The sequence below is a fragment of the Cryobacterium tagatosivorans genome (assembly GCF_004402215.1).
Classification (GTDB): domain Bacteria; phylum Actinomycetota; class Actinomycetes; order Actinomycetales; family Microbacteriaceae; genus Cryobacterium; species Cryobacterium tagatosivorans.
Window position 1 is genome coordinate 96,028 of the sequence record NZ_SOEZ01000079.1, and the last position, 21,515, is coordinate 117,542.

A 21,515-nucleotide genomic window follows, 5' to 3' on the forward strand; every position below is an offset into this window, starting at 1 on the left:
CCTCGCGGCCGCCCGGGCCCTGCATGACGCCGTCCAGGGTGAGGAAGGTGTTGACCGTGAGCTTCATCGCAATCCTCTCGTGGGTGAGGCAGCACGGATGGCTGCACCCAGGCCCAGCGTCGTCCGGGGTGGAAGGGCTGTCAACCGTGGGTGCGGCCCTAGGGTTGGTTCATGATCAGGCGCGCGGATCCAGAGGATCTCGCCGCCCTCCCCGCGATCGAAGTCGCCGCCGGGGAGTCGTTTCGAGCCCTGGGCATGGACGAGATCGCCGCCGACCCGCCGCCCTGCCTGGCCGCGCTCGCCGGGTACCAGGCCCAGGGACGGGCGTGGCTCGCCACCGACCACATCGTCGGGCCCCTCACGCCGAGCGGTGACTGATCGATTCGGCGCACTGGTTGCCCTATGCGTCCGATACGGCGGAGCGGCTGGCATCCCGGTGCCTGGGGCGGGCGGGGTGTCAGCCGCCGGTGCCGATGACGACGGTTCCATCGAGGTCGTCGGAATGCACCACCTTCGGCGTCAGCCCGTTCTGGGCGAAGACGGCCATGGTGTGCGCTGCCTGCGCCTGGCTCGTCTCGACGAGCAGGTACCCGCCCGGCGCCAGCCAGGCTGGTGCGGCCGCGGCCACGCGCCGCTGCACGTCGAGGCCGTCGGCCCCGCCGTCGAGGGCCAACCGGGCCTCGTGCAGGCGGGCCTCCGGCGGCATCCGCTCGATGGCCCCGGTGGGGACGTAGGGGGCGTTGGCGACCAGCACGTCGACCCGGCCGCGCAGGGCCGCTGGCAGGGCGTCGAGGAGGTCGCCCTCGAATACTCGACCGCCCAGGGCGGAGAGGTTGCGCCGGGCGCACTCCACCGCCGCGGAGTCGATGTCGGTGGCGTAGAGCTCGATCGTGGGCGTGGCCGAGCTGAGCGCCGCGCCGACGGCGCCGGAACCGCAGCACAGGTCGACGACGATCGCCCCTGGGCGGCACACCGCGAGGGCCTGGCTCACGAGGAACTCGGTGCGGCGGCGCGGGACGAAGACGCCCGGATCGACCTGCACGCGCAGCCCGTAGAACTCGGCCCAGCCGAGGATGTGTTCCAGCGGCAGGCCCCGGACGCGCCTCTCCACCATCGCGGCGAGTTCGTCCGGCGTGCGCGCCGCGGAGGTGAGCAGGCGCGCCTCGTCTTCGGCGAAGACGCAGCCGGCCGCGCGGAGCCGGGCAGCGATGGCGGAGGGGGGTGTCATTGCACGGGACTCTACTCCACCGGCGACAGAGGCTATTCCCTTGCGGCGCGGATGCCGCAGTACCTAGACTGGGCGCAAATTGGGGGGTCATTCATGTCCAACGGCGGCGAATACACGGGCTCGGCGACGCGGCTTCCGGCCGGGCAGACGCATCCCGGCGGGATCGTGCCCGACCATCGGGATGCAGCGGGTGTTGCGACCGTTGCGGCGAATACCCGGGTGGCGGCCATCACCGGGATTGTCCTGGGAGTGATCCCGGCGCTGTCGCTGATCGGGCTGATCGTGAGCATCGTTGCGCTCGCCGGGTATCGCAAGGCGGGCGCGAGGCCGACGCTCGCCCTCATCGGCATCGTTGTCAGCGCGGTGGTCCTCGTCGGCTTCGGCGTGTACCTGCTCATGCTCGGTGGCCTGCTCGCGGCGAGCCAGGGCTCCTAGGCGCACGCATTCTCGCTCCCGGGGGCGCTCGAAGGTTGAGTCGCGGAGAAAGTACCTTCCCGCGCGGGATGAAGGTACTTTGTCCGCAACTCAACCCGACGGGCGGGCTACCAGGTGCCGGGCTTGTAGTCCTTGAGGAAGACGCCGCAGAGGTCCTCGCCGGCCTCGCCGCGAACGATCGGGTCGTAGACCCTGGCCGCGCCGTCGACGAGGTCGAGGGGCGCGTGGAAGCCCTCCTCGGCGAGGCGGATCTTGGTCGGGTGCGGGCGCTCGTCGGTGATCCAGCCGGTATCGACGCTGGTCATCAGGATGCCGTCGGAGAGCATTTCCTTCGCGCTCGTGCGGGTGAGCATGTTCAACGCGGCCTTGGCCATGTTCGTGTGCGGATGTCCCGGCCCCTTGTAGCCTCGGCCGAAGACGCCCTCCATCGCGGAGACGTTGACGATGTAGGTGCGCCGGGCGGGGGAGGCGGCCATCGAGGCGCGCAGGCGGCTGACCAGCAGGAACGGCGCCGTCGTGTTGCAGAGCTGCACCTCGAGCATCTCGAGCGGGTCGACATCCTCGATGTTGGCGGTCCAGCTGTTCACGTCGTGCAGGTCGGGCACGAGCCCGCCGGCATCGATGGCGGTGCCTGCCGCGAGGCGCTCGAGCGAGGAGGAGCCCGGCGCGAGGGCGAGGGCGGTGAGGTCGTCCGCGGTGAGCGCGCCCGCCCCGGCGGCGGCCGCGGCGAGGATGGGGTGGCTGCTGACCGAGGCGGCCAGGGCGGACGGATGCGCGTCGTTCGTGTGCCCGAAGCTCACGATCTCGGGGATGATCCCCTCCGGCAGCGGCGACGACTCGGCCTCGACCAGCGGCGAATACGACCCGGGGGAGCGGCGCACGGTCTGCGCCGCGTTGTTGATCAGGATGTCGAGCGGTCCCTGGGCCGCAACGGAATCGGCCAGGCCGATCACCTGGGCCGGGTCGCGCAGGTCGATCCCGACGATGCGCAGGCGGTGCAGCCAGTCGGCCGAGTCGGGCATGGCGCTGAAGCGGCGCACCGCGTCGCGCGGGAACCGGGTGGTGATCGTGGTGTGCGCGCCGTCCCGGAGCAGGCGGAGGGCGATGTACATGCCGATCTTCGCGCGGCCGCCGGTGAGTAGCGCGCGTTTGCCGGTGAGGTCGGTGCGGGCGTCGCGCTTGTCGTGGCTCATCGCAGCGCAGCTCGGGCAGAGCTGGTGGTAGAAGGCATCGACGAGGGTGTAGCGCTGCTTGCAGATGTAGCAGGGGCGGGCGACGAGCAGCTCGCCGGCCGACGGCTTGCTCGTGCCGAGGCGCAGCTGCGCGCCGATGGTCTCGTCGTCGATGCGGGTCGGGGCACCGGTCGCCGTGGCCGCGATCACGTCGCGGTCGGCATCCGCGATGGCCTGGCGCTTCTCGGAGCGGCGCGCGACCTTGACCGACTTGAACATCTTGGCGGTGGCCTGGCGCACGGTGACGAAGTCCGGGTCATCCGGGTCGATCGTGGTGAGCTGCGCGAGCACGCGCAGGGCAACCTCGAGGTCGGCCGGGTCGATGCCGGGTGTGCTGGGCGTGCCGGCACTGGGCGCCGTCGACGGAACGGGCACGGCCGGAGGCACGGTGTCGGTGGCAGGCACAGTGGTCATCCGTCAATTCTACGGCGGCAGCCTGTGAGGCCCCGCCCTCCGGCCGCGCCCTCCGGCCGCGCCCTCGGGCCGGGGGACCGGCACGGGATGCGGAAACGGACATGTGCTGCCGGTGTAGCGGCAACACATGTCCGTTCGGGCGGCGCGGGGTGTTAGACCTTCGCGGGCTCGGCATCCTGCGCGTCGACCACGTCAACGGCGTTGGTCGCCGCTTCGTAGGTGTGGTCGAACGGCATCTCGTCCATGTCGAGCATCGGGTTCTCGTCCTGGCCCGCAACGAGTTCCCTGGCTTCGGCCTCCGAGGTCACACTCGGCATCGAGCCGAGCAGGGGGCGCTGGGCCGTCTCCTTCATGAAGTAGATGGTGATCGCTCCGATGACGGATGTCCCCATCAGGTAGTACGCCGGCGCCATGTCGTCGCCGGAGGCCGCAATGAGGGCCGCGATGATGAACGGGGTCGTTCCTCCGAAGATCGCGACGGAGAAGTTGTAGGCGATGCCCATCGCTCCGTAGCGGCTCTCGGTCGGGAACAGGGCCGGCAGGGCCGACGCCAGGTTGGCCACGTAGAAGGTCACCGGGAAGGCGATCAGCGCGAGGCCGAGCAGGGTGGTCCAGACCTCACCGATGTCGATGAGGAGGAACGCCGGGATGGAGAGGAAGACCGCGCTGATCGCACCGATCCAGAGCACCGGACGTCGTCCGATCTTGTCGGAGAGGCGACCGGCCAGCGGGATGCAGATCGACATGATGACCAGGATCGGAATGGTCAGCAGCGTTCCATGGAACTCGTCGTAGCCCTTGTTGGCCGTGAGATAAGTCGGCATGTAGGACGTGAGCGCATAGCCGAGCGTGTTGGCGGACGCCACGAGGACCATGGCCAGCACGATTCCGCGCCAGTAGGCCTTGAAGATAGCGAGCGGGCCCTTGGCGGCGGGGGCATCGGCGACCAGCGGGTCGTTCGCCGCGATCTCCTTGGCGTCCAGGGTCGCCTGGAAGGTCGGCGATTCCTCGATCTTCATCCGGAAGTAGATGGCGATGAGGCCCAGGGGTCCGGCGATGAGGAACGGGATGCGCCAGCCCCAGTCCTCCATGACGTCCTGTCCCAGGGTGACCTGCAACACGGAGACGAGGGCCGCACCGATGGCGAAGCCGAGGTAGCTGCCCATGTCCAGCAGGCTCGCGAAGAATCCGCGGTGCTTGTCCGGAGCGTGTTCGCTGACGAAGGTGGTGGCACCGGCGTACTCACCGCCGGTGGAGAAGCCCTGGACGATCTTGGTGAACACCAGCAGGGCAGCGGCCAACATGCCGACCTGGGCGTACCCGGGCAGCAGACCGACGGCGAAGGTGGAGACGGCCATGAGCATGAGCGTCATGGACAGCACCTTCTGGCGGCCGATCTTGTCGCCGAGCCAGCCGAAGAACACGCCACCGAGGGGGCGGGCGATGAACGTGGCCGCGAAGGTTCCGAGCAGGAACAGCGTCTGCACGGTCTTGTCGGCCTCGGGCAGGAACACCGGGCCCATCGTGGTGATCAGGTAGCCGAAGACACCGACGTCGTACCACTCCATGGTGTTTCCGACGATCGTTCCGCCGAGGGCTTTCTTCAGCTTGGGGTGGTCGACGACGTTGACGTCGGACTCCTTGAGCCGGCGCCGCAGGAGCGGTTTTTTGGATTTCACGGCGGCGCTTGTGGCACCGCTCAGAGACGTGTTTTTACTTCGGTCAATAGGCAATATGTTCTTCTCTCGTGGAGGCCATTTGCGTGAGACCTGTGGCGACCCGTGGTCGGGAAATTTCCGAATCATTCTCGGGCAAGCTAGCCATTTTAGCCGATGATCGGCCAAAACGTTATTCCGGATGCAATTTTGACGGGATTCGGGGGCCCATAAGCGCCGCCTAGTCTGGACATATGACTGATTCGATCGAGTTCTGGTTCGACCCTTCCTGCCCCTGGGCATGGGTGACTTCACGGTGGGTGGACGAGGTCGCGGACGCGCGCCGGCTCGACGTCACCTGGAACGTGATGAGCCTCGCCGTGCTCAACGAGGACAAGGAGGTCAGCGACGAGTACCAGGCCTTCTTCCCCCGGGCCCTGAAGTACACCCGCCTGGTCCAGGCCGCCCAGGAACTGCACGGACAGGAGAGCGTCAAGGCCCTCTACGGCGCCCTCGGCGCCCTGATCCACCTCGGCGGACAGACCGACCCGGACGCGGTCATCCCGGCGGCGCTCGCCGAGGTGGGATTACCGGCCTCGTTCGCCGCCCACGCGGACAGCGACGAATTCGATGTGGCCATGCGACTGAGCCACTTCGAGGGCATCCGGCGGGTGGGCCACGACGTCGGGACGCCGATCATCGCCGTCGGCGACGTGGCCTTCTTCGGCCCCGTGATGTCGCCGGCTCCGACCGGCGCGCAGGCGCTCGCGCTCTGGGACGGGGTGATGGCGGCAGCCGCCTTCGACGGGTTCTTCGAACTCAAACGGAGTCGGACCCGCGAGCCGATCTTCGCGCCGCTGCCGACCGGCCCCGCCGACCAACCCGCCGCCCAACCCGCCGCCGACTAAATAGAATTCCCCTATGCGCATCCACATCGCCACCGACCACGCGGGCCTGGACTTCAGCCGGCACCTCATGACCCACCTCACCGCCGCCGGCCACGAGGTCATCGACCACGGGCCGCAGAGCTACGACGAGCTCGACGATTACCCGGCGTTCTGCATCAATGCGGCGCAGGCCGTGGTGAATGACCAGGCCGGCAACGTCGAGGCCCTGGGCGTCGTCTTCGGCGGGTCCGGCAACGGCGAGCAGATGGCCGCCAACAAGGTGAAGGGTGCGCGTGCGGCCCTGGTCTGGAACCTGAGCACCGCCCGGCTCGCCCGGGAGCACAACGACGCCAACGTCATCTCCATCGGGGCCAGGCAGCACACCGTCGAAGACGCGACGGCCTTCATCGACGCGTTCATTGCCGAGCCGTTCTCCGGGGCCGAGCGGCACGCGCGCCGGATCGCCCAGCTCGCGGAGTACGAAACAACCGGGCGGATCGCCGGCAAAGACATCGTGGCCTGACCGTGCCCGAGGGTCATTCCGTCCACCGGATCACGCGCCAGTTCGCGCGCAACTTCGTCGGCAAGCCCGTGCGCCTCTCCTCGCCGCAGGGCCGGTTCGTGGCGGGGGCCGAGCAGCTCGACGGCCATGTGATGACGGATGCCCGGGCCGTCGGCAAGCAAATGTTCCTCGAGTTCGACAACGGACTCTGGCTGCGCATCCACCTGGGCATGTACGGCGCGTGGGACTTCGCCGGGGACATCCTGATGGACGCGACGATCGCGTCGGCCAACGGCAGGATGGGGCAGACCAACCAGCGCGGCACGGTCCTGGCCGGCACGGACCTGGGTCGGGCCGGCCTGGGCGCCGTGCTCGACTCGGCCGGCGAGAACTCCCTGCACAGCATCGGGGCCCCGCGCCGCACCCGGGTGCGGATGGCCGAGCAGGAAAAGGAACTGGGCGCGGTCGAGACCTTCCCGCCCGAACCCGTGGGCCAGGTGCGCGTTCGCCTGCTCACCGACACCGTCTCGGCCGACCTTCGCGGTCCGACCGCGTGCGAAGTGCTCGACGCCGGCCAGGTGGAAGCTGTGATCGCCAAGCTCGGACCCGATCCCCAGCTCGACGACGGCCAGGCCGCGGAAGACCGGTTCACGCACGCGGTGCGCCGCAGGCCCACCCCGATCGGCCTGCTCCTGATGGACCAGGCGGTGGTGGCCGGCATCGGCAACGTGTACCGGGCCGAGCTCCTGTTCCGCGCCCGGATCGACCCGCATGCCCCAGGGAAGACCCTCAGCGACGACACGGTCCGCGGCCTCTGGCGGGACTGGTCGCACCTGCTCGCCATCGGCGTGAAAACCGGCCAGATGATGACGATGGACGACCTCGGCGACGACGAGTACGTCCTGGCCATGAGGAACCGGGCGGACCGGCACTGGGTCTACAAACGCGAGGGGCTGCCCTGCCGCGTCTGCGGCACGCACATCGCCCTCGAGGAGATGGGGGCACGCAAGCTGTACTGGTGCCCGTCCTGCCAGCGGCCCTCGGCCGGAACGATCGACCTGGAAAGCGGAATCCGATGAGACAGAACCCCAGTTTCGTGCTCGGCGAAACCGCCGAAATCAAGCGCTTGATCAGGGAAAACCCGTGGGCCACGATCGTCAGCCACACCTCGGCCGGCGAACTGGTCGCCTCGCACTACCCGGTCATCCTCGACGAGTCGTCGGAGGGCATCGTGCTGCTCGGGCACGTGGGCCGCCCGGACGAGCAGCTGCACGAACTCGGTTCTCACCAGCTGATCGTGGTTATCCAGGGCCCCCACGGTTACATCTCGCCCGGCTGGTACGACGCGTCCGGGGCCGTCCCCACCTGGAACTTCATCACCGCGCACCTCTACGGCACGCCTGAGCTGCTCAGCGCCGAAGAGAACCTGCGTGTGCTCGAGGGTCTGGTCGACCACTTCGAGGAGCGGATGCCTGAGCCGCGCCGCATGAAGGGCACGCAGGTTGACGCCGCGTATGCCGAGCGCATCTCGGCGGGGACGGTGGGTTTCCGCCTGAGGGTCACCCGGCTGGTGGCCAAGAACAAGATGAGCCAGAACAAACCGGCCGCGACCGTGGAACGCGTGATCGCGGAACTCGAGGGCGACGGGCCGTACGCGAGTGCGCCCCTGGCCGCCGAAATGCGGCGCGTGCACGATCGGCTCGGTCGGTGACGGGTTCCACGACGCTTCTCCTGCTGAATGGCCGCCTCCCGGGCAGCGACGACGTCGTCGACATCGAAATCGCCGACGGCGTGATCCGGCGCGTCGGCTACACCGACCCCGGCCGCCCGGCGACGCGCACGGTCGACCTCGGTGAGCGGTGGGTCATCCCAGGGCTCTGGGACAACCACGTGCATTTCAGCCAGTGGGCGCAGACGGCACGGCGCCTCGATGTCTCTGCCGCGGCATCCGCCGCGGCGGCGGCCGTCTCCGTCGCCGGGCGCGTTCCCTCGGTACCGTCCGGGGACACCCTCGTCGGGTTCGGTTTCCGCGACGGGCTGTGGCCGGACGCTCCCGGGCTCGAGGTGCTCGACGCCGCATCCGGGGACGTCCCCGTCGTGCTGGTCAGCGGCGACCTGCACAGCTGCTGGCTGAACTCGGCGGCGCTTGCGCTGCACGGTTTCGCGGGCCATCCCACTGGGCTGCTCCGGGAGGACGACTGCTTCGCCGTCGTCGCCTCGCTCGGCGCGGTCGCGGACGCGGTGATGGACGGCTGGGCCGACGAGGCGGCGCGGGTCGCGGCATCCCGCGGCGTCGTCGGCATCGTCGACCTCGAAATGACCTGGAACCTCGACACCTGGCGGCGCCGGATCGCCGCGGGCACGGATGCGCTCCGGGTCGAGTTCGGCATCTACAGCCAGGACCTGGCGCGGGCGGTGGCGCTCGGCCTGAGAACCGGGGCTCCGGTCGACGGAACCGGGGGACTGCTCACCGTGGGCCCGTACAAGGTGATCACCGACGGGTCGCTCAACACCCGCACGGCGTACTGCTTCGACGAGTATCCCGGCCTCGAAGGCACCCCGGGTGCGCACGGGATGCTCACGGTGCCGCCCGCGGAGCTCGTCTCGCTGATGCGGACCGCGGCCGAGGCCGGCATCCGCCCGGCCGTGCATGCCATCGGCGACCACGCCAACAGCCTGGCCCTCGACGCGTTCGCGGAGCTCGCCTGCGAGGGCAGCATCGAACACGCGCAACTGCTCGCCGCCGCCGACATCGGCCGATTCGCCCGGCTGGGCGTGGTCGCCAGCGTGCAACCGGAGCATGCCCTGGACGACCGCGATGTCGCCGACCGCTACTGGGCCGGCCGCACCGGCCGGGCCTTCGTGCTCGCGAGCCTGCTGGACGCCGGCGTGCAGCTGGCACTCGGCTCGGATGCCCCGGTCGCGCCCCTCGACCCCTGGGTGACGATGGCCGCCGCCGTTGGGCGCGGCACGGAGGGCCGCGAGCCGTGGCACCCCGAGCAGGCGATCTCCCGGCAGGCGGCCCTGGCCGCGTCCGCGCGCGGGCGGCACCAGGTCGCGGTGGGGGAGGTCGCCGACCTGGCGGTCTGCGAGGTCGACCCGTTGACGGCATCCGTGGCCGATCTCCGGCGGATGCCCGTGGCCGCCACCCTGCTGGCCGGCCGCTTCACCCACACCACCCTCTGAGCCCCTCCCCACACTCCCCGCGAAACCGCAGTTGTGCGCGTCATTCGGGCGTTTTGACGCGCACAACTGCGGTTTCGCGGGGAGTGAGGGGGCATGGACGGGGGATTACCCCCGAGGGGATCCGGAGGCTGTCCGGGTGGGGCGGGTGACGCCGCGGCGCGAGAGTGGAGTCATGACCACTGAAACCACCCCGGGACCGGCGCAGTCTGCCACGCTGGATGCCGTGCAGACCACACCACCCGCAGCCACACCACCCGCAGTTCCACCGGCCTCGGCCACACCGCCCGCAGCCACACCGCCCGCTTCGCCAGCCGCCGCGCCGCCCGCTGCCACGGCGCCGACAGCCACGGTGTCCGCAGCCATTTCGCCCGCGGCGGATCCATCCGCAGCCGCGCCGCCTGTCCGCCCGCGGGCGACCTACGGCAGCCTCTGGCGGCAGGTGCCGAGGGAACTCGGGTTTCTGCTGCCCACCCTGCCCATCGTCATCGCGGCCCTCACCACGCTCAGCACCGTCTTCTTCACCGGGGTCGGGCTCGTCGCCATGTTCGTCGGGCTCTTCCTCGTCGTCGCGGCCCTGTACATCGCCCGCGGATTCGGCGCCTTCGAGCTGCTGCGGCTGCGCTGGGCCGGCCGGCCCCCGATCACGCCCCCGCGCTGGGCGCCCCCGGGCGAGGCAGCCACGCCGCTGCGGACCATCCTCGGCCCGCTCGTCAACGGACACTACTGGCTGTACCTGCTGCACGGCATGGTCGTGAACTTCTTCCTCGGCCTCGTGAGCTGGATCGTCACAATCGTCTGTCTGTCCGTGGGCCTCGGCGGTGTCAGCTTCTGGGCCTGGGGCGGCTTCGTCCCCGTTGGCGACGGTCGAATCCAGCTCTTCGACCTCGTGGCGGACTGGCTCGTGCCCGGGAACACGCTCTCCGTCGCCCCGTTCGTCGGCGAGAGCATCCTCCAGTTCATCCTCGGCGCCATTTTCCTGCTGACCCTGCCCTACCTGACCCGGATGTTGCTGATCGCGCACCACGCGACGGCGCGCGTCATGCTCGGGGCCTGGCCCTCGGAGGCACTGCAGCGCGAGGTAGCCGACCTGAGCGCATCCCGCGGCGCGGCCGTCTCAGCCGAGGACCAGTCGCTTCGTCGCCTCGAGCGCGACATCCATGACGGACCCCAGCAACGGCTGGTCCGGCTGCAGATGGACCTCGCCGCCGCCGAACGCAAGCTGGACACCGACCCGGAGGCCGTCCGCAGCCTGCTCGCCGAGGCCAGGAACCAGGCGCATGAAACCCTCGAGGAACTGCGCGCACTGTCCCGCGGGCTCGTTCCGCCCATCCTGCAGGACCGCGGCCTGGTCGCCGGGCTCGAGTCGCTGGCCGCGCGCAGCACGGTACCCGTGCAGCTGGAAATGAACCTCGATCCCGCCCTCCGGCTTTCGTCCGAGATCGAACGCAACGCCTACTTCGTCGCGGCCGAGCTGCTCACCAACGTGGCCAAGCATGCCCGGGCGACGAGCATCCGCCTGCACGCGACGCTGCGCCGTGTCCCGGATGATGACAGCACCTGGCTCGACCTCTGGGTGATGGACAACGGATGCGGTGGAGCGGTCTTCACCGACGGCCACGGCCTGCAGGGGCTCCACGAACGGCTGCGCGGGCTGCGGGGGGTCCTCTCACTCACCAGCCCGGCCGGGGGACCGACGGCGATCGGCGCGCACATCCCGCTGGCGTCAACGCTGTCGGGCTCCGTGCCCGTCTCCGTGCCCGTCTCCGTGCCCGTCTCCGTGCCGGCTACGGTTCCGGATGCGGCCTGACCGGCGCCTGGTGGCGATGCCCGATGCCGGTCCGGGCCCCGGCAGGAGTTCGGTGCGTCCAGACCTTGCGCCCGGCCGGGTTCCGGTTGGCGGCGTGACGGTGATGTGCCGGTCGGGCCATCGTCAGCGGCGGTGACTTCAGCCCGCGCCTCCTGACGATGACCAGGACGGCGGCGCCGGCAAGGAAGAGCAGCAGGGCGACCAGGCCCATGTTCTCGGCCTCGACCCCGGTCGATGTGATCGCGATCGGGCGCACGGCCGCCAGCAGGCTCGGTGTCACGAGGCCGGATTGGATCATGGGGTGACCCTCCTTTCGGGTAAGAGTGGGGTCACGCGCTCAGCAAAGCAGGCCGGGTATCCCGCCGACAAGGCACCCGGATACCCCAAAGTGAGGGTCACTCATCTTTTCGGGAACGGCGCGTGCCGGGCCTGCCGCCAGGCGCGCGAGGAACGCGGGTCCCTCGAACTGGGGGTGAGAATTGCTCAGGTTGCCCCTTGTTGGGGGACAGCGCACCGTGCTCTGATGTGGCTAAGAAGCACTCTTACCCGAAGGGAGTACCACAAATGATCCTGTCTACAGAGGCCGGGCGAAAGCGCGCCCGCGTCGTCGCCCTGTTCGCCGCCGTTCCGTTCGCGGCCCTCGGCGCACTGGGCGTCGCGGCATCCGCCACGGCCTCGCAGCCGTCCGACGACCACAAGGTCACCTACTGCCACGCGACCCACAGCGAGAAGAACCCGTACGTGATCATCACCACCGACAAGGTCGCCGTCGTGCAGGCGCACCAGAACCACCAGGACCTCGAGGACGTCATTCCCGCGTTCGACTGGTGGCTGGCCGGAGCGACCGGACACTTCGACGGGCAGGGCGACAACCCGGAGGCCTTCATCGAGAACGGCTGTGTGGCGGAGGAATACCCCAGCTAGGGCGGCCCGGGCGGATGCCGGGGACCCGACCCGCGGCATCCGTTTCGCCCCTATCCTGAAGACATGACTGAGGACGGGGCGAGAGGCGCGGTGCGCCTGGTCCTCGCGGAGGATTCCGTGCTGCTGCGCGAGGGACTGGCCAGGCTGTTCGACGAAGCCGGCTTCGAGACGCTGGCCGCGTACGGCGATGCCGACGCGCTGCTGGCAGACGTAGACCGGCTCCGGCCCGACCTCGCCGTGCTCGATGTGCGGATGCCGCCCACCTTCCGCGACGAGGGCGTGCGCGCGGCTCTCGAACTGCGCCGCCGGCTTCCCGGCATCGGGATCCTGCTGCTCAGCCAGTATGTCGAGGGCACGTACGCCCAGGAGCTGCTGGCCGCCGGCGACGGGGGCCTCGGCTACCTGCTCAAGGACCGGGTCGCGTCGCTCGAGGAGCTCAAGGATGCCGTTCGGCGCATCAGCGCGGGCGGCACGGTGCTCGACCCGCAGGTGGTGCGGGAGCTGCTGGCCCGGCGGACCGATCCGCTCGCCTCGCTCACACCGCGGGAGCGCGAGGTGCTCGGCCTGATGGCCGAGGGGCGCACCAACGGCGGGATCGCCTCCGCCCTGGTGATCGGCGTTGGGGCGGTAGAGAAGAACGTGACGTCCATTTTCCAGAAGCTCGGGCTTGAGGACTCGGGGTCCGACCACCGCCGGGTGCTGGCCGTGCTGAGGTTCCTCCAGCACTGATCGTTCCTTCAGCGCTGACCCCAGGGCCCGGCCCTCTCGCTGAGTTGCGGACAAAGTACCTTCCCGAGGCCGATGAAGGTACTTTCTCCGCAAACGAGCGGCAGCCTTGCGGGCGGCTCGGATGCTCCTCGGCCAGCCCGCCCGTCTGCTCCGCTGCGAGATCTGCGGAAAGGGCGCTGATTCCGGCGGGACGGTGATTCTGGAGGGGATGACGGGAATCGAACCCGCGCCATCAGTTTGGAAAACTGAGGCTCTACCATTGAGCTACATCCCCAGGGCCCGTCGCCGGGCACTCGAATAGCGTAGTACACGTTGGCGGGCGCTCGCTGCACGACCACGCGTCGGGACGCCGGAGCTGTGCACTAGACTTACCGAGGTCAATCGGCCTGCCGTGAGGAGCTTTCTCGCGTCAACCGGAGGGCCCCAACGGGTTGAGATGGCGATCCGGGGCGTAGCTCAGCTTGGTAGAGCGCTCGGTTTGGGACCGAGAGGTCGCAGGTTCGAATCCTGTCGCCCCGACCATCACCCCCCACGCACGCAATCGTTCAAAACACAGGAGAGTCCCCACGTGAAGTCAACGGTCGAAAAGCTGAGCCCCACGCGCGCCAAGCTCACCATCACGGTGACGCCCGAGGAGCTCAAGCCCAGCATCACCCACGCCTACGGGCACATTGCCGAGGGCATCAACATCCCCGGCTTCCGCAAGGGCAAGGTTCCGCCCGCCATCATCGACCAGCGCGTCGGCAAGTCCGGCGTCCTGGAGCACGCGGTCAACGAAAGCCTCGACGGTTTCTACCGCAAGGTTGTCGAAGAGCACAAGCTGCGCCCCCTGGGCCGTCCGGAAGCCGACATCGTCGAATGGCCCAGCGACAAGGACTTCTCCGGCGACCTGCTGCTGGCCATCGAGGTTGACGTCCGCCCCGAGATCGAGCTTCCCGACTACAAGGGGCTCACGCTCACCGTCGACGCCGTCGAGGTGTCCGACGACGAGGTCACCGAGGAGCTCGACAAGCTGCGCAGCCGCTTCGGCACGCTCGTCACCGTCGAGCGTCCGGCGAAGACCGGCGACTTCGCCCAGATCGACCTGGTCGCATCCATCAACGGCGTCGAGGTCGACACCGCCAGCGGAATCTCCTACGAGGTCGGCTCCGGCGACCTGATCGAGGGCATCGACGAGGCGCTCGACTCGCTCAGCGCCGGCGAGACCACCACGTTCAACTCGAAGCTCATGGGCGGCGACCACGAGGGCGAAACCGCCGAGATCGTCGTCACCGTCTCCGCCGTCAAGGAGCGCGAGCTCCCGCCCGTCGACGACGACTTCGCCCAGATCGCCAGCGAGTTCGACACGGTCTCCGAGCTGACCGAGAGCCTCAAGACCCAGGTCGAGCGTTCCAAGGTCTTCGGCCAGGGTAACCAGGCCAGGGACCAGCTCATCGAGCAGCTGCTCGAGTCCGTCGAGGTCCCGATCCCCGCGGCGATCATCGAAGACGAGGTGAACCGTCACCTCGAGGGCGAGAGCCGCCTCGAGGACGACGAGCACCGCGCGGAGGTCACCGCCTCGAGCGAGAAGACGTTCCGCCAGCAGATCCTGCTCGACACGATCGCCGAGGCCGAGAAGGTCCAGGTCAGCCAGGACGAACTGACCCAGTACCTGATCCAGGGTGCGAGCCAGTACGGCATGGACCCGAGCGAGTTCGTCCAGGCGCTGAGCAGCAACGGCCAGATCCCGTCGATGGTGGCCGAGGTCGCCCGCAACAAGGCGCTGGCTATCGCCCTGGGCAAGGCGAAGGTTGTCGACTCGAACGGCAAGACCGTCGACCTGTCCGAATTCAGCGCGGTCGAAGACGACGACACGGCAGAGGATGCCGCGGCGGACGAGACCACCGAGGACGACAGCACCGAGGACGAGAACACCGCTGCGCCGGTCGAAGCAGAGGCCAAGGCCAAGGCCAAGAAGAAGGCCGCTGCCAAGAAGTAGCACGCGCGCGCTCCGTCACGAGCGAGCGCCTCCGGGCCGGATGTCACACGACATCCGGCCCGTTCTGCGTCCCGCCCGTCTCCGCCCCCTGTATCTGGTGCCAAATCGGACAAATGTTCCCCGCGCACCGGCCACAGTTGTCCGCTTCGACAACAGTTGGCGGTTGAGGGGCAACGCCGCGTAATCTGCCGAGGGCGAACACAGCCGTTCTTCCGGCCGGGCTCCTATAGATTCATTCTGAAGCGACAAGCGAAACGGAGCGCGACATGGCCGATATGACACCGACACCCGGCGTATTTGACCGACTGCTGAAAGACCGAATCATCTGGCTCGGCTCAGAGGTCCGTGACGACAGCGCCAACGAGATCTGTGCCAAGATCCTGCTGCTGGCCGCCGAGGACCCCAAGCTCGACATCTACCTGTACATCAACTCGCCCGGCGGGTCGATCACAGCCGGCATGGCAATCTACGACACGATGCAGTTCGTGCCGAACGACATCGTCACGGTCGGCATCGGAATGGCCGCCTCGATGGGCCAGCTGCTCCTCACCTCGGGCACCAAGGGCAAGCGCTACATCACCCCGAACACCCGCGTCCTCCTGCACCAGCCGCACGGCGGCTTCGGTGGCACGGCCAGCGACATCCAGACCCAGGCGCAGCTCATCCTCGACATGAAGAAGCGCCTGGCCGAGATCACGGCGGCGCAGACCGGCAAGACGGTCGAGCAGATCAACGCCGACGGCGACCGCGACCGCTGGTTCAGCGCGCAGGAAGCCCTCGAGTACGGTTTCGTCGACCACGTCCGCGAATCAGCCACCGACGTCGCCGGCGGCGGCGGCACCGTGGCCGCGGACAACAATAAGTAGCCCACCGAACCGAAGAGGAAGAACACTATGACCATCCCCACATTCGGTGGAACCGCATCCAGCTCGCGCGGCGGCCCCGCCGCTTCGATGCCGGACTCCCGGTACATCCTGCCCACGTTCGAGGAGCGCACGGCCTACGGCTACAAGCGCCAGGACCCCTACGCCAAGCTCTTCGAGGACCGCATCATCTTCCTCGGCGTGCAGGTGGATGACGCCTCCGCGGACGACGTCATGGCCCAGCTCCTCGTGCTCGAGAGCCAGGACCCCGACCGCGACATCGTCATGTACATCAACTCGCCCGGAGGCTCGTTCACGGCCATGACGGCGATCTACGACACGATGCAGTACATCCGCCCGCACATCCAGACGGTCTGCCTCGGCCAGGCGGCCTCGGCCGCGGCCGTGCTGTTGGCCGGCGGAACGGCGGGCAAGCGCCTCGCCCTGCCGAACGCGCGCATCCTCATCCACCAGCCGTCGGTCGGCGGATCGGGCAGCGGGCAGGCCTCGGACATCGAAATCCAGGCCGCCGAGATCATGCGCATGCGCGTCTGGCTCGAGGAGACCCTCTCGCACCACTCCAACAAGTCGGTGGAACAGGTCAACAAGGACATCGACCGCGACAAGATCCTGGGCGCGGCCGAGGCCCTCGAGTACGGCCTGATCGACCAGGTCCTGACCAGCCGCAAGAACCTGCCGACTCTCGTCAAGTAGACGCGCCACGCAGCATTCGAAACGGCGCGCCACCTTCGGGGGCGCGCCGTTTCGCTTTGGGCACGGCGTACACGCGGTGTCACAGGCACAGGCTAGGCTCGATGACAGCGACACCGATGGAGGAGGCTACAGATGGCCCGAATAGGCGAAAGCGCCGATCTGCTGAAGTGCTCCTTCTGCGGAAAGAGCCAGAAGCAGGTCCAGCAGCTCATTGCGGGGCCGGGCGTCTACATCTGCGACGAGTGCGTCGAGTTGTGCAACGAGATCATCGAAGAGCGGCTCGCCGAAGCCGGCTCGGAGGAGGGCAGCGGCGAGTTCGATCTCCCGAAGCCCAAGGAGATCTTCGGCTTCCTCGAGGAGTACGTCATCGGCCAGGAGGCCGCCAAGCGCGCCCTCGCCGTTGCCGTCTACAACCACTACAAGCGCGTGCGCTCCCGGGCGACGCTGACCGCGGCCGACGCCATCCGCGACGACGTTGAGATCGCCAAGTCCAACATCCTGCTCATCGGCCCCACCGGCTGTGGCAAGACCTACCTCGCGCAGACCCTTGCCAAGCGCCTCAACGTGCCCTTCGCCGTGGCGGATGCGACGGCCCTGACCGAGGCCGGCTACGTCGGCGAAGACGTCGAGAACATCCTGCTCAAGCTGATCCAGGCCGCGGACTACGACGTCAAGCGCGCCGAGACCGGCATCATCTACATCGACGAGATCGACAAGATCGCCCGCAAGGCCGAGAACCCGTCGATCACCCGCGACGTTTCCGGCGAGGGCGTGCAGCAGGCCCTGCTGAAGATCCTCGAGGGCACCATCGCGTCGGTTCCGCCGCAGGGCGGCCGCAAGCATCCGCACCAGGAGTTCATCCAGATCGACACCACGAACGTGCTGTTCATCGTGGCCGGCGCGTTCGCCGGGCTCGAAGACATCATCTCCTCGCGGGCCGGTAAGAAGGGCATCGGCTTCGGCGCCCCGCTGCACAGCAAGGGCGACGACGTCAACCTCTTCGGCGAGGTGCTCCCGGAAGACCTGCACAAGTTCGGCCTGATCCCCGAGTTCATCGGGCGTCTTCCCGTCGTCGCCACCGTCACGCAGCTCGACCAGGTGGCGCTCATGCAGATCCTGACCGTGCCGAAGAACGCCCTGGTGCGCCAGTACCAGCGCATGTTCGAACTCGACGGCGTCGAGCTCGAATTCGAGCAGCCCGCCCTCGAAGCGATCGCCGACCTGGCCGTGCTCCGCAAGACGGGTGCCCGCGGCCTGCGCGCGATCATGGAAGAGGTCCTCGGGCCGATCATGTTCGAGGTGCCGTCCAGCACCGAGGTGGCCCGCGTCATCGTCACCCGCGAGGCTGTGCTCGACAACGCCGAGCCCACGATCGTGCACCACAAGGCCCGGCGCGAAGAGAAGTCCGCCTGACCCCCGACCCGTGGAGATCACCCGCCCGCCCCGCCTGAGCGCGGGGGATCGCGTCGCCGTCGTCGCGACGTCCTGGCCGGGATCGAGCGTCTACCCGCACGTCTACCGAGCCGGACCGGCCACCTTGCGCGACGTGTTCGGCCTCGACGTCGTGGAGTATCCGTCCACCGTGGGTGCTCCCGCACAACGTCCTGGCCGAGCTCGACCCGGTTGCCCGGCGCTTCCGCCTGCTCGAGCCCGCCGTCTCCTAGCCCCCTTTCGCGCCTCCACCCCCGCGAAACCGCAGTTGTGCACGTTATTCGTGCCGTATTTCGCGCACAACTGCGGTTTCGCGGGAAGTTTTTGTTGACGGAGGGCGAACATTGTTCTAGGGTTTATTTAGTCCTAAACAAAGGGGAACAATGGTGTTTCGTCCCGCAGCGCGAACCGACGTCAATCGGTCCGCGATCCTGGCGCAATTGGGTGCGCACGGCCCCGCATCGCGGGCCGATCTGGCCCGCGTGCTCGACGTGTCGCCGGCGCTGATGACCCAGCTCACCAGGGACCTGCTCGCCGACGGCCTCCTCCAGGAACTGGAGCAGGCACCGTCGCAGGGCGGCCGACCGGCCCGGATGCTCGGGATCGTCTCGACCGCCGGGCACGCGATCGGCGTCAAGGTCGTCCTCGACCACGTCGCCTTCGTCGAGGTCGGAATCGACGGCGCCGTGCTCCGCTCGGCCAGTGAACCGTTCGACGCGTCGTCCTCCACCTTCCTCGCCGAGCTGACCGTGCTGCTGCGCCGCTTCATCGCCGGCGGGAGCTCGACACCGGTGCTCGGCATCGGCATTGGCGTGCCCGGCAGCGTGGACAACCAGGGCAGCGGCCTCGTCGACTCCGCCCAGCTCGGCTGGAGCCAGGTGCCGCTCGGGGCGACGCTGCAGCGCGAACTCGACCTGCCGGTGCTGGTCGAGAACAACGTCAACGCCCTGGCGATGGCCGAACGCCTGTACGGCGTCGGCCGCCGGCACGACAACTTCCTCGTCGTGACCATCGGCACCGGCGTCGGCGCCGGAATCGTCGTCGACGGCGCGGTGCTCCGCGGTTTCTCCGGGGGCGCCGGCGAGGTCGGCCACATCCCGGTCACCGAAGACGGCCCGGTCTGCTCCTGCGGGAACCGAGGATGCCTCGAGGCCTACATCGGCGAGGCCGCCCTCCTGCGCAGCGCCCGCACCGCCGGCGTCCTCGGCGCGCAGGGCGGCATGACCGCGCTCGGCGCCGCCGCGGACGCCGGCAACACGGCGGCCACGGCGATCTTCGGCCAGGCGGGCCACCGCCTGGGGCGCGCCCTGGCCGGCGTCGTACACACCCTCGACCCGGAGATCATCATCGTGCTCGGCGAGGGAACCTCAGCCTGGAAGCACTGGTCATTCGCCTTCGAGGTCGCGCTCCGGTCCGCGCTGATGCCCAGCCGCCGCCAGGTTGCCGTGGCCGTCGAGAACTGGCAGGACGAAAGCTGGGCGCAGGGTGCCGCGGCGCTCGTGCTGGCCACGCCCTTCGACTCCGACGGCCTCGCCGGCGACCAGGGTCGACTCGTTCGGGCCAGGCTGGTCGAGCAATCGGCACCGCAGGAGGCCGGATCGTGACGACCATCCCCGCCGTCCTCCCCGCCGTCGACGAGGTCGTGCAGCCGAACGCACCCCGGCCATCCGCCCGGCGCGGACGCTCCCGCAGGGCCCGCGTCACCTACGCCCTGACCGTGCTCGCCTTCATCCTGCCGAGCGCGATCCCGCTGGCCATGTTCACGCTCGGACCGATGGTCGCCGCGGCCTGGGTCAGCCTGCACGAATGGAACCTGCTCGCGCCGATGACCTGGGTCGGCCTCGACAACTACCGCTCGCTGCTCGCCGACCCGCGCACCGGCGACGTGTTCCTGCACACGATCTACTACATCGCGGGCTACCTGCCCCTCGTCTACATCGGCGGGCTCACCCTCGCCCTCGCCCTGAACACGGCACTCAAGGGCCGGTCGCTCCTGCGCGGGGTCTATTTCCTCCCGGTCATCACGAGCTGGATCGTCGTGGCCCTCGTCTGGCGCTGGCTGCTGAACCCGAGCAACGGCATCGTCAACACGGTCCTCGAGGCCTTCGGCATCGCCGGCCCCGGCTGGTGGTCCGATCCGGCCTGGGCCATGCCCTCGATCATCCTGGCCTCGGCCTGGAAAGACATCGGCTTCGTCATGGTGATCCTGCTGGCCGGCCTGCAGGCGATCAACCAGGACCTCTACGACGCGGCGAAGGTCGACGGCGCCGGCTGGTGGCGCCGCCTGGTCAGCGTCACCCTGCCGCTCCTGTCGCCGTCCACGTTCTTCGTCGTCGTCATCTCGCTGATCAACGGGTTCCAGGTCTTCGACCAGGTCTACGCGATGACCGGCGGCGGGCCCGGTGGCGCCAGCCAGGTGGTCGTGCAGCAGATCTACGACCTGACCTTCCGCTACGGCAAGGCGGGCGAGGCATCCGCACTGTCCTGGCTGCTCTTCGCCGTCGTGCTTTTCGTTACCGTCATCCAAATTCGTGGGCAAAAGAGGTGGGTCAACTATGGCTGATGCGACTATGGCTGATGCGACTACGACGGATGCGACTACGGCGGATGCCACGCCGGTCCGGTCGGTCGGCCGGCCGTCCCTGAAGCGGGACACCAGGTCGGGCACCCGCCGAACCGTCGGGTTCGTCCTGCTGCACGTCGTGATGATCATCGGCGCGCTGCTCATGTTCTTCCCGTTCCTCTGGACGATCATCACCTCGATCAGCCCGGGTGCCGGCCTGACCCTGGCGCCCGCGCTCTTCCCGGACAATCCATCGCTGGCCGCCTACCTGCAGCTGTTCACCGAGCGTCCGTTCGGCCAGGTCATGGTGAACAGCCTGCTGCTCGCCGTGATCACGACGGTCGTGCAGTTGTTCACCAGCGCCACGGCCGGGTACGCGTTCAGCCGGCTGCCCTTCCGCGGCCAGGGCGTCGTCTTCGCGATCTACCTCGCCACGATGATGATCCCGCTCCAGGTGCTGATCGTGCCGCTGTTCTCCGAGCTGAAGGCCTTCGGGCTGCTGAACACCTACCTCGGCGCGCTGCTGCCCACGTTCGCGACGGCGTTCGGCATCTTCCTGCTCCGCCAGGCCATCAACCAGGTGCCCCGGGAACTGGACGAGGCCGCCACGATCGACGGGGCCGGTCACTTCCGGATCTTCTGGACGATCATCCTGCCCAACATTCGGCCGGCCCTGGCCACCCTCGTGGTGTTCGCCTTCATGGGCAGCTGGAACAGTTTCCTCTGGCCGCTCGTCGTCCTCCGCTCGCCGGAGCTGCAAACCCTGCCCGTCGCCCTCGCCGGCCTCGTGGGTCAGTACACGACCCAATGGGATGTCGTCATGGCCGGCTCCGTCGTCAGCGTGCTGCCCATGCTGGCGCTCTACATCTTCGCCCAGAAGTACATCATCCAGGGCGTCGCAAGCTCCGGGATCAAGTAATCCCCGAGACCCCGCGCAATCCGTTTCACCCGATATCAAAGGAGATAG

General features: G+C 68.7%; 21 protein-coding genes and 2 tRNA genes. 18 read left to right on the plus strand and 5 right to left on the minus strand.

The genetic code is table 11. From position 1 onward, the window contains the following. The first annotated feature begins 171 nt into the window (after window positions 1-171). Window positions 172-378: a hypothetical protein gene (locus E3O23_RS17265; protein WP_134493200.1), complete on the plus strand. Its 207-nt coding sequence runs from the start codon at window positions 172-174 to the stop codon at window positions 376-378. A gap of 79 nt (window positions 379-457) precedes the next feature. Here the strand turns inward: E3O23_RS17265 and E3O23_RS17270 are convergent, their stop codons facing one another. Beyond that, the gene (locus E3O23_RS17270; protein ID WP_134493202.1) at window positions 458-1,228 is read right to left on the minus strand and encodes a putative protein N(5)-glutamine methyltransferase; all 771 of its coding nucleotides are present in this window, start codon (window positions 1,226-1,228) and stop codon (window positions 458-460) included. Between the two features lie 93 nt (window positions 1,229-1,321). On the opposite strand from E3O23_RS17270, the gene E3O23_RS17275 reads away from it, so the two are divergent. Beyond that, window positions 1,322-1,663 (plus strand): hypothetical protein, encoded by a 342-nt coding sequence (locus E3O23_RS17275; RefSeq protein ID WP_134493204.1) that lies wholly within the window; start codon window positions 1,322-1,324, stop codon window positions 1,661-1,663. 107 nt (window positions 1,664-1,770) lie between these two features. On the opposite strand, the gene E3O23_RS17280 is transcribed toward E3O23_RS17275, so the two are convergent. Both E3O23_RS17280 and E3O23_RS17285 read right to left on the minus strand, forming a co-directional pair. Further along, a complete protein-coding gene (locus tag E3O23_RS17280) occupies window positions 1,771-3,309 on the minus strand; it encodes an SDR family NAD(P)-dependent oxidoreductase (protein ID WP_134493206.1) in 1,539 nt (512 codons plus the stop codon). A 152-nt stretch (window positions 3,310-3,461) separates the two neighbouring features. Then, window positions 3,462-5,042 carry an MFS transporter gene (locus E3O23_RS17285; protein ID WP_241983534.1) on the minus strand — a complete coding sequence of 527 codons (1,581 nt, stop codon included), beginning with the start codon at window positions 5,040-5,042 and terminating at the stop codon, window positions 3,462-3,464. A gap of 176 nt (window positions 5,043-5,218) precedes the next feature. Here E3O23_RS17285 and E3O23_RS17290 point away from each other — a divergent pair, with 176 nt between their 5' ends. The 6 genes from E3O23_RS17290 to E3O23_RS17315 all read left to right on the plus strand — a co-directional run bounded on the left by E3O23_RS17290 (window position 5,219) and on the right by E3O23_RS17315 (window position 11,346). Further along, the gene (locus E3O23_RS17290) at window positions 5,219-5,872 is read left to right on the plus strand and encodes a mycothiol-dependent nitroreductase Rv2466c family protein (RefSeq protein WP_134493210.1); all 654 of its coding nucleotides are present in this window, start codon (window positions 5,219-5,221) and stop codon (window positions 5,870-5,872) included. Window positions 5,873-5,885: 13 nt separating this feature from the next. Further along, complete coding sequence (locus E3O23_RS17295) at window positions 5,886-6,374, plus strand: ribose-5-phosphate isomerase (RefSeq protein WP_134493212.1); 489 nt, start codon at window positions 5,886-5,888, stop codon at window positions 6,372-6,374. 2 nt (window positions 6,375-6,376) lie between these two features. Next, a complete protein-coding gene (locus tag E3O23_RS17300) occupies window positions 6,377-7,432 on the plus strand; it encodes an Fpg/Nei family DNA glycosylase (protein WP_134493214.1) in 1,056 nt (351 codons plus the stop codon). After that, complete coding sequence (locus E3O23_RS17305; RefSeq protein WP_134493216.1) at window positions 7,429-8,064, plus strand: FMN-binding negative transcriptional regulator; 636 nt, start codon at window positions 7,429-7,431, stop codon at window positions 8,062-8,064. The genes E3O23_RS17300 and E3O23_RS17305 overlap by 4 nt, the downstream gene beginning before the upstream one ends. Next, entirely contained in the window at window positions 8,061-9,539 is a 1,479-nt protein-coding gene (locus tag E3O23_RS17310; protein ID WP_134493218.1) for an amidohydrolase, read from the plus strand. The genes E3O23_RS17305 and E3O23_RS17310 overlap by 4 nt, the downstream gene beginning before the upstream one ends. A 172-nt stretch (window positions 9,540-9,711) precedes the next feature. Then, window positions 9,712-11,346, plus strand: a complete 1,635-nt coding sequence (locus E3O23_RS17315) for a sensor histidine kinase (protein ID WP_194088273.1) — start codon at window positions 9,712-9,714, stop codon at window positions 11,344-11,346. Here E3O23_RS17315 and E3O23_RS17320 read toward each other — a convergent pair. Then, window positions 11,324-11,644 carry a hypothetical protein gene (locus tag E3O23_RS17320; protein WP_134493220.1) on the minus strand — a complete coding sequence of 107 codons (321 nt, stop codon included), beginning with the start codon at window positions 11,642-11,644 and terminating at the stop codon, window positions 11,324-11,326. The genes E3O23_RS17315 and E3O23_RS17320 overlap by 23 nt on opposite strands. A 266-nt stretch (window positions 11,645-11,910) precedes the next feature. Here E3O23_RS17320 and E3O23_RS17325 point away from each other — a divergent pair, with 266 nt between their 5' ends. Together E3O23_RS17325 and E3O23_RS17330 are read left to right on the plus strand one after the other, a co-directional pair. Beyond that, complete coding sequence (locus E3O23_RS17325; protein WP_134493222.1) at window positions 11,911-12,270, plus strand: hypothetical protein; 360 nt, start codon at window positions 11,911-11,913, stop codon at window positions 12,268-12,270. Window positions 12,271-12,333: 63 nt separating this feature from the next. Further along, complete coding sequence (locus E3O23_RS17330) at window positions 12,334-12,999, plus strand: response regulator (RefSeq protein ID WP_134493224.1); 666 nt, start codon at window positions 12,334-12,336, stop codon at window positions 12,997-12,999. Window positions 13,000-13,199: 200 nt separating this feature from the next. On the opposite strand, the gene E3O23_RS17335 is transcribed toward E3O23_RS17330, so the two are convergent. Then, window positions 13,200-13,273: transfer RNA gene (locus E3O23_RS17335), tRNA-Gly, on the minus strand. Between the two features lie 171 nt (window positions 13,274-13,444). On the opposite strand from E3O23_RS17335, the gene E3O23_RS17340 reads away from it, so the two are divergent. The 8 genes from E3O23_RS17340 (at window position 13,445) to E3O23_RS17375 (ending at window position 21,467) form a co-directional block, all read left to right on the plus strand. Beyond that, a tRNA-Pro gene (locus E3O23_RS17340) sits at window positions 13,445-13,521 on the plus strand. A 46-nt stretch (window positions 13,522-13,567) separates the two neighbouring features. After that, the gene (gene tig / locus E3O23_RS17345; protein ID WP_166790570.1) at window positions 13,568-14,977 is read left to right on the plus strand and encodes a trigger factor; all 1,410 of its coding nucleotides are present in this window, start codon (window positions 13,568-13,570) and stop codon (window positions 14,975-14,977) included. A gap of 266 nt (window positions 14,978-15,243) precedes the next feature. Then, the gene (locus tag E3O23_RS17350; RefSeq protein ID WP_134493225.1) at window positions 15,244-15,843 is read left to right on the plus strand and encodes an ATP-dependent Clp protease proteolytic subunit; all 600 of its coding nucleotides are present in this window, start codon (window positions 15,244-15,246) and stop codon (window positions 15,841-15,843) included. A 27-nt stretch (window positions 15,844-15,870) separates the two neighbouring features. Further along, window positions 15,871-16,554, plus strand: a complete 684-nt coding sequence (locus tag E3O23_RS17355) for an ATP-dependent Clp protease proteolytic subunit (protein WP_277613970.1) — start codon at window positions 15,871-15,873, stop codon at window positions 16,552-16,554. Between the two features lie 132 nt (window positions 16,555-16,686). Further along, window positions 16,687-17,967: an ATP-dependent Clp protease ATP-binding subunit ClpX gene (gene clpX, locus E3O23_RS17360; RefSeq protein ID WP_134493227.1), complete on the plus strand. Its 1,281-nt coding sequence runs from the start codon at window positions 16,687-16,689 to the stop codon at window positions 17,965-17,967. Window positions 17,968-18,368: 401 nt separating this feature from the next. Beyond that, window positions 18,369-19,589 (plus strand): ROK family transcriptional regulator, encoded by a 1,221-nt coding sequence (locus tag E3O23_RS17365; protein ID WP_134493229.1) that lies wholly within the window; start codon window positions 18,369-18,371, stop codon window positions 19,587-19,589. Then, complete coding sequence (locus E3O23_RS17370) at window positions 19,586-20,548, plus strand: carbohydrate ABC transporter permease (RefSeq protein ID WP_241983535.1); 963 nt, start codon at window positions 19,586-19,588, stop codon at window positions 20,546-20,548. Before E3O23_RS17365 ends, E3O23_RS17370 begins: the two co-directional genes overlap by 4 nt. 7 nt (window positions 20,549-20,555) lie before the next feature. Next, on the plus strand, window positions 20,556-21,467 hold the full coding sequence (locus E3O23_RS17375) for a carbohydrate ABC transporter permease (protein ID WP_198415210.1): 912 nt from the start codon (window positions 20,556-20,558) through the stop codon (window positions 21,465-21,467). Window positions 21,468-21,515: the final 48 nt, after the last annotated feature.

Coding starts and splice junctions, on each gene's coding strand:
- E3O23_RS17355 (WP_277613970.1), top strand. CDS start 15,871: ATGACCATCCCCACATTCGGTGGAACCGCATCCAGCTCGCGCGGCGGC.
- E3O23_RS17350 (WP_134493225.1), top strand. CDS start 15,244: ATGGCCGATATGACACCGACACCCGGCGTATTTGACCGACTGCTGAAA.
- E3O23_RS17305 (WP_134493216.1), top strand. CDS start 7,429: ATGAGACAGAACCCCAGTTTCGTGCTCGGCGAAACCGCCGAAATCAAG.
- E3O23_RS17375 (WP_198415210.1), top strand. CDS start 20,556: ATGGCTGATGCGACTACGACGGATGCGACTACGGCGGATGCCACGCCG.
- E3O23_RS17320 (WP_134493220.1), bottom strand. CDS start 11,644: ATGATCCAATCCGGCCTCGTGACACCGAGCCTGCTGGCGGCCGTGCGC.
- E3O23_RS17280 (WP_134493206.1), bottom strand. CDS start 3,309: ATGACCACTGTGCCTGCCACCGACACCGTGCCTCCGGCCGTGCCCGTT.
- E3O23_RS17330 (WP_134493224.1), top strand. CDS start 12,334: ATGACTGAGGACGGGGCGAGAGGCGCGGTGCGCCTGGTCCTCGCGGAG.
- E3O23_RS17275 (WP_134493204.1), top strand. CDS start 1,322: ATGTCCAACGGCGGCGAATACACGGGCTCGGCGACGCGGCTTCCGGCC.
- E3O23_RS17315 (WP_194088273.1), top strand. CDS start 9,712: ATGACCACTGAAACCACCCCGGGACCGGCGCAGTCTGCCACGCTGGAT.
- clpX (WP_134493227.1), top strand. CDS start 16,687: ATGGCCCGAATAGGCGAAAGCGCCGATCTGCTGAAGTGCTCCTTCTGC.
- E3O23_RS17290 (WP_134493210.1), top strand. CDS start 5,219: ATGACTGATTCGATCGAGTTCTGGTTCGACCCTTCCTGCCCCTGGGCA.
- E3O23_RS17365 (WP_134493229.1), top strand. CDS start 18,369: ATGGTGTTTCGTCCCGCAGCGCGAACCGACGTCAATCGGTCCGCGATC.
- E3O23_RS17270 (WP_134493202.1), bottom strand. CDS start 1,228: ATGACACCCCCCTCCGCCATCGCTGCCCGGCTCCGCGCGGCCGGCTGC.
- E3O23_RS17295 (WP_134493212.1), top strand. CDS start 5,886: ATGCGCATCCACATCGCCACCGACCACGCGGGCCTGGACTTCAGCCGG.
- E3O23_RS17325 (WP_134493222.1), top strand. CDS start 11,911: ATGATCCTGTCTACAGAGGCCGGGCGAAAGCGCGCCCGCGTCGTCGCC.
- E3O23_RS17265 (WP_134493200.1), top strand. CDS start 172: ATGATCAGGCGCGCGGATCCAGAGGATCTCGCCGCCCTCCCCGCGATC.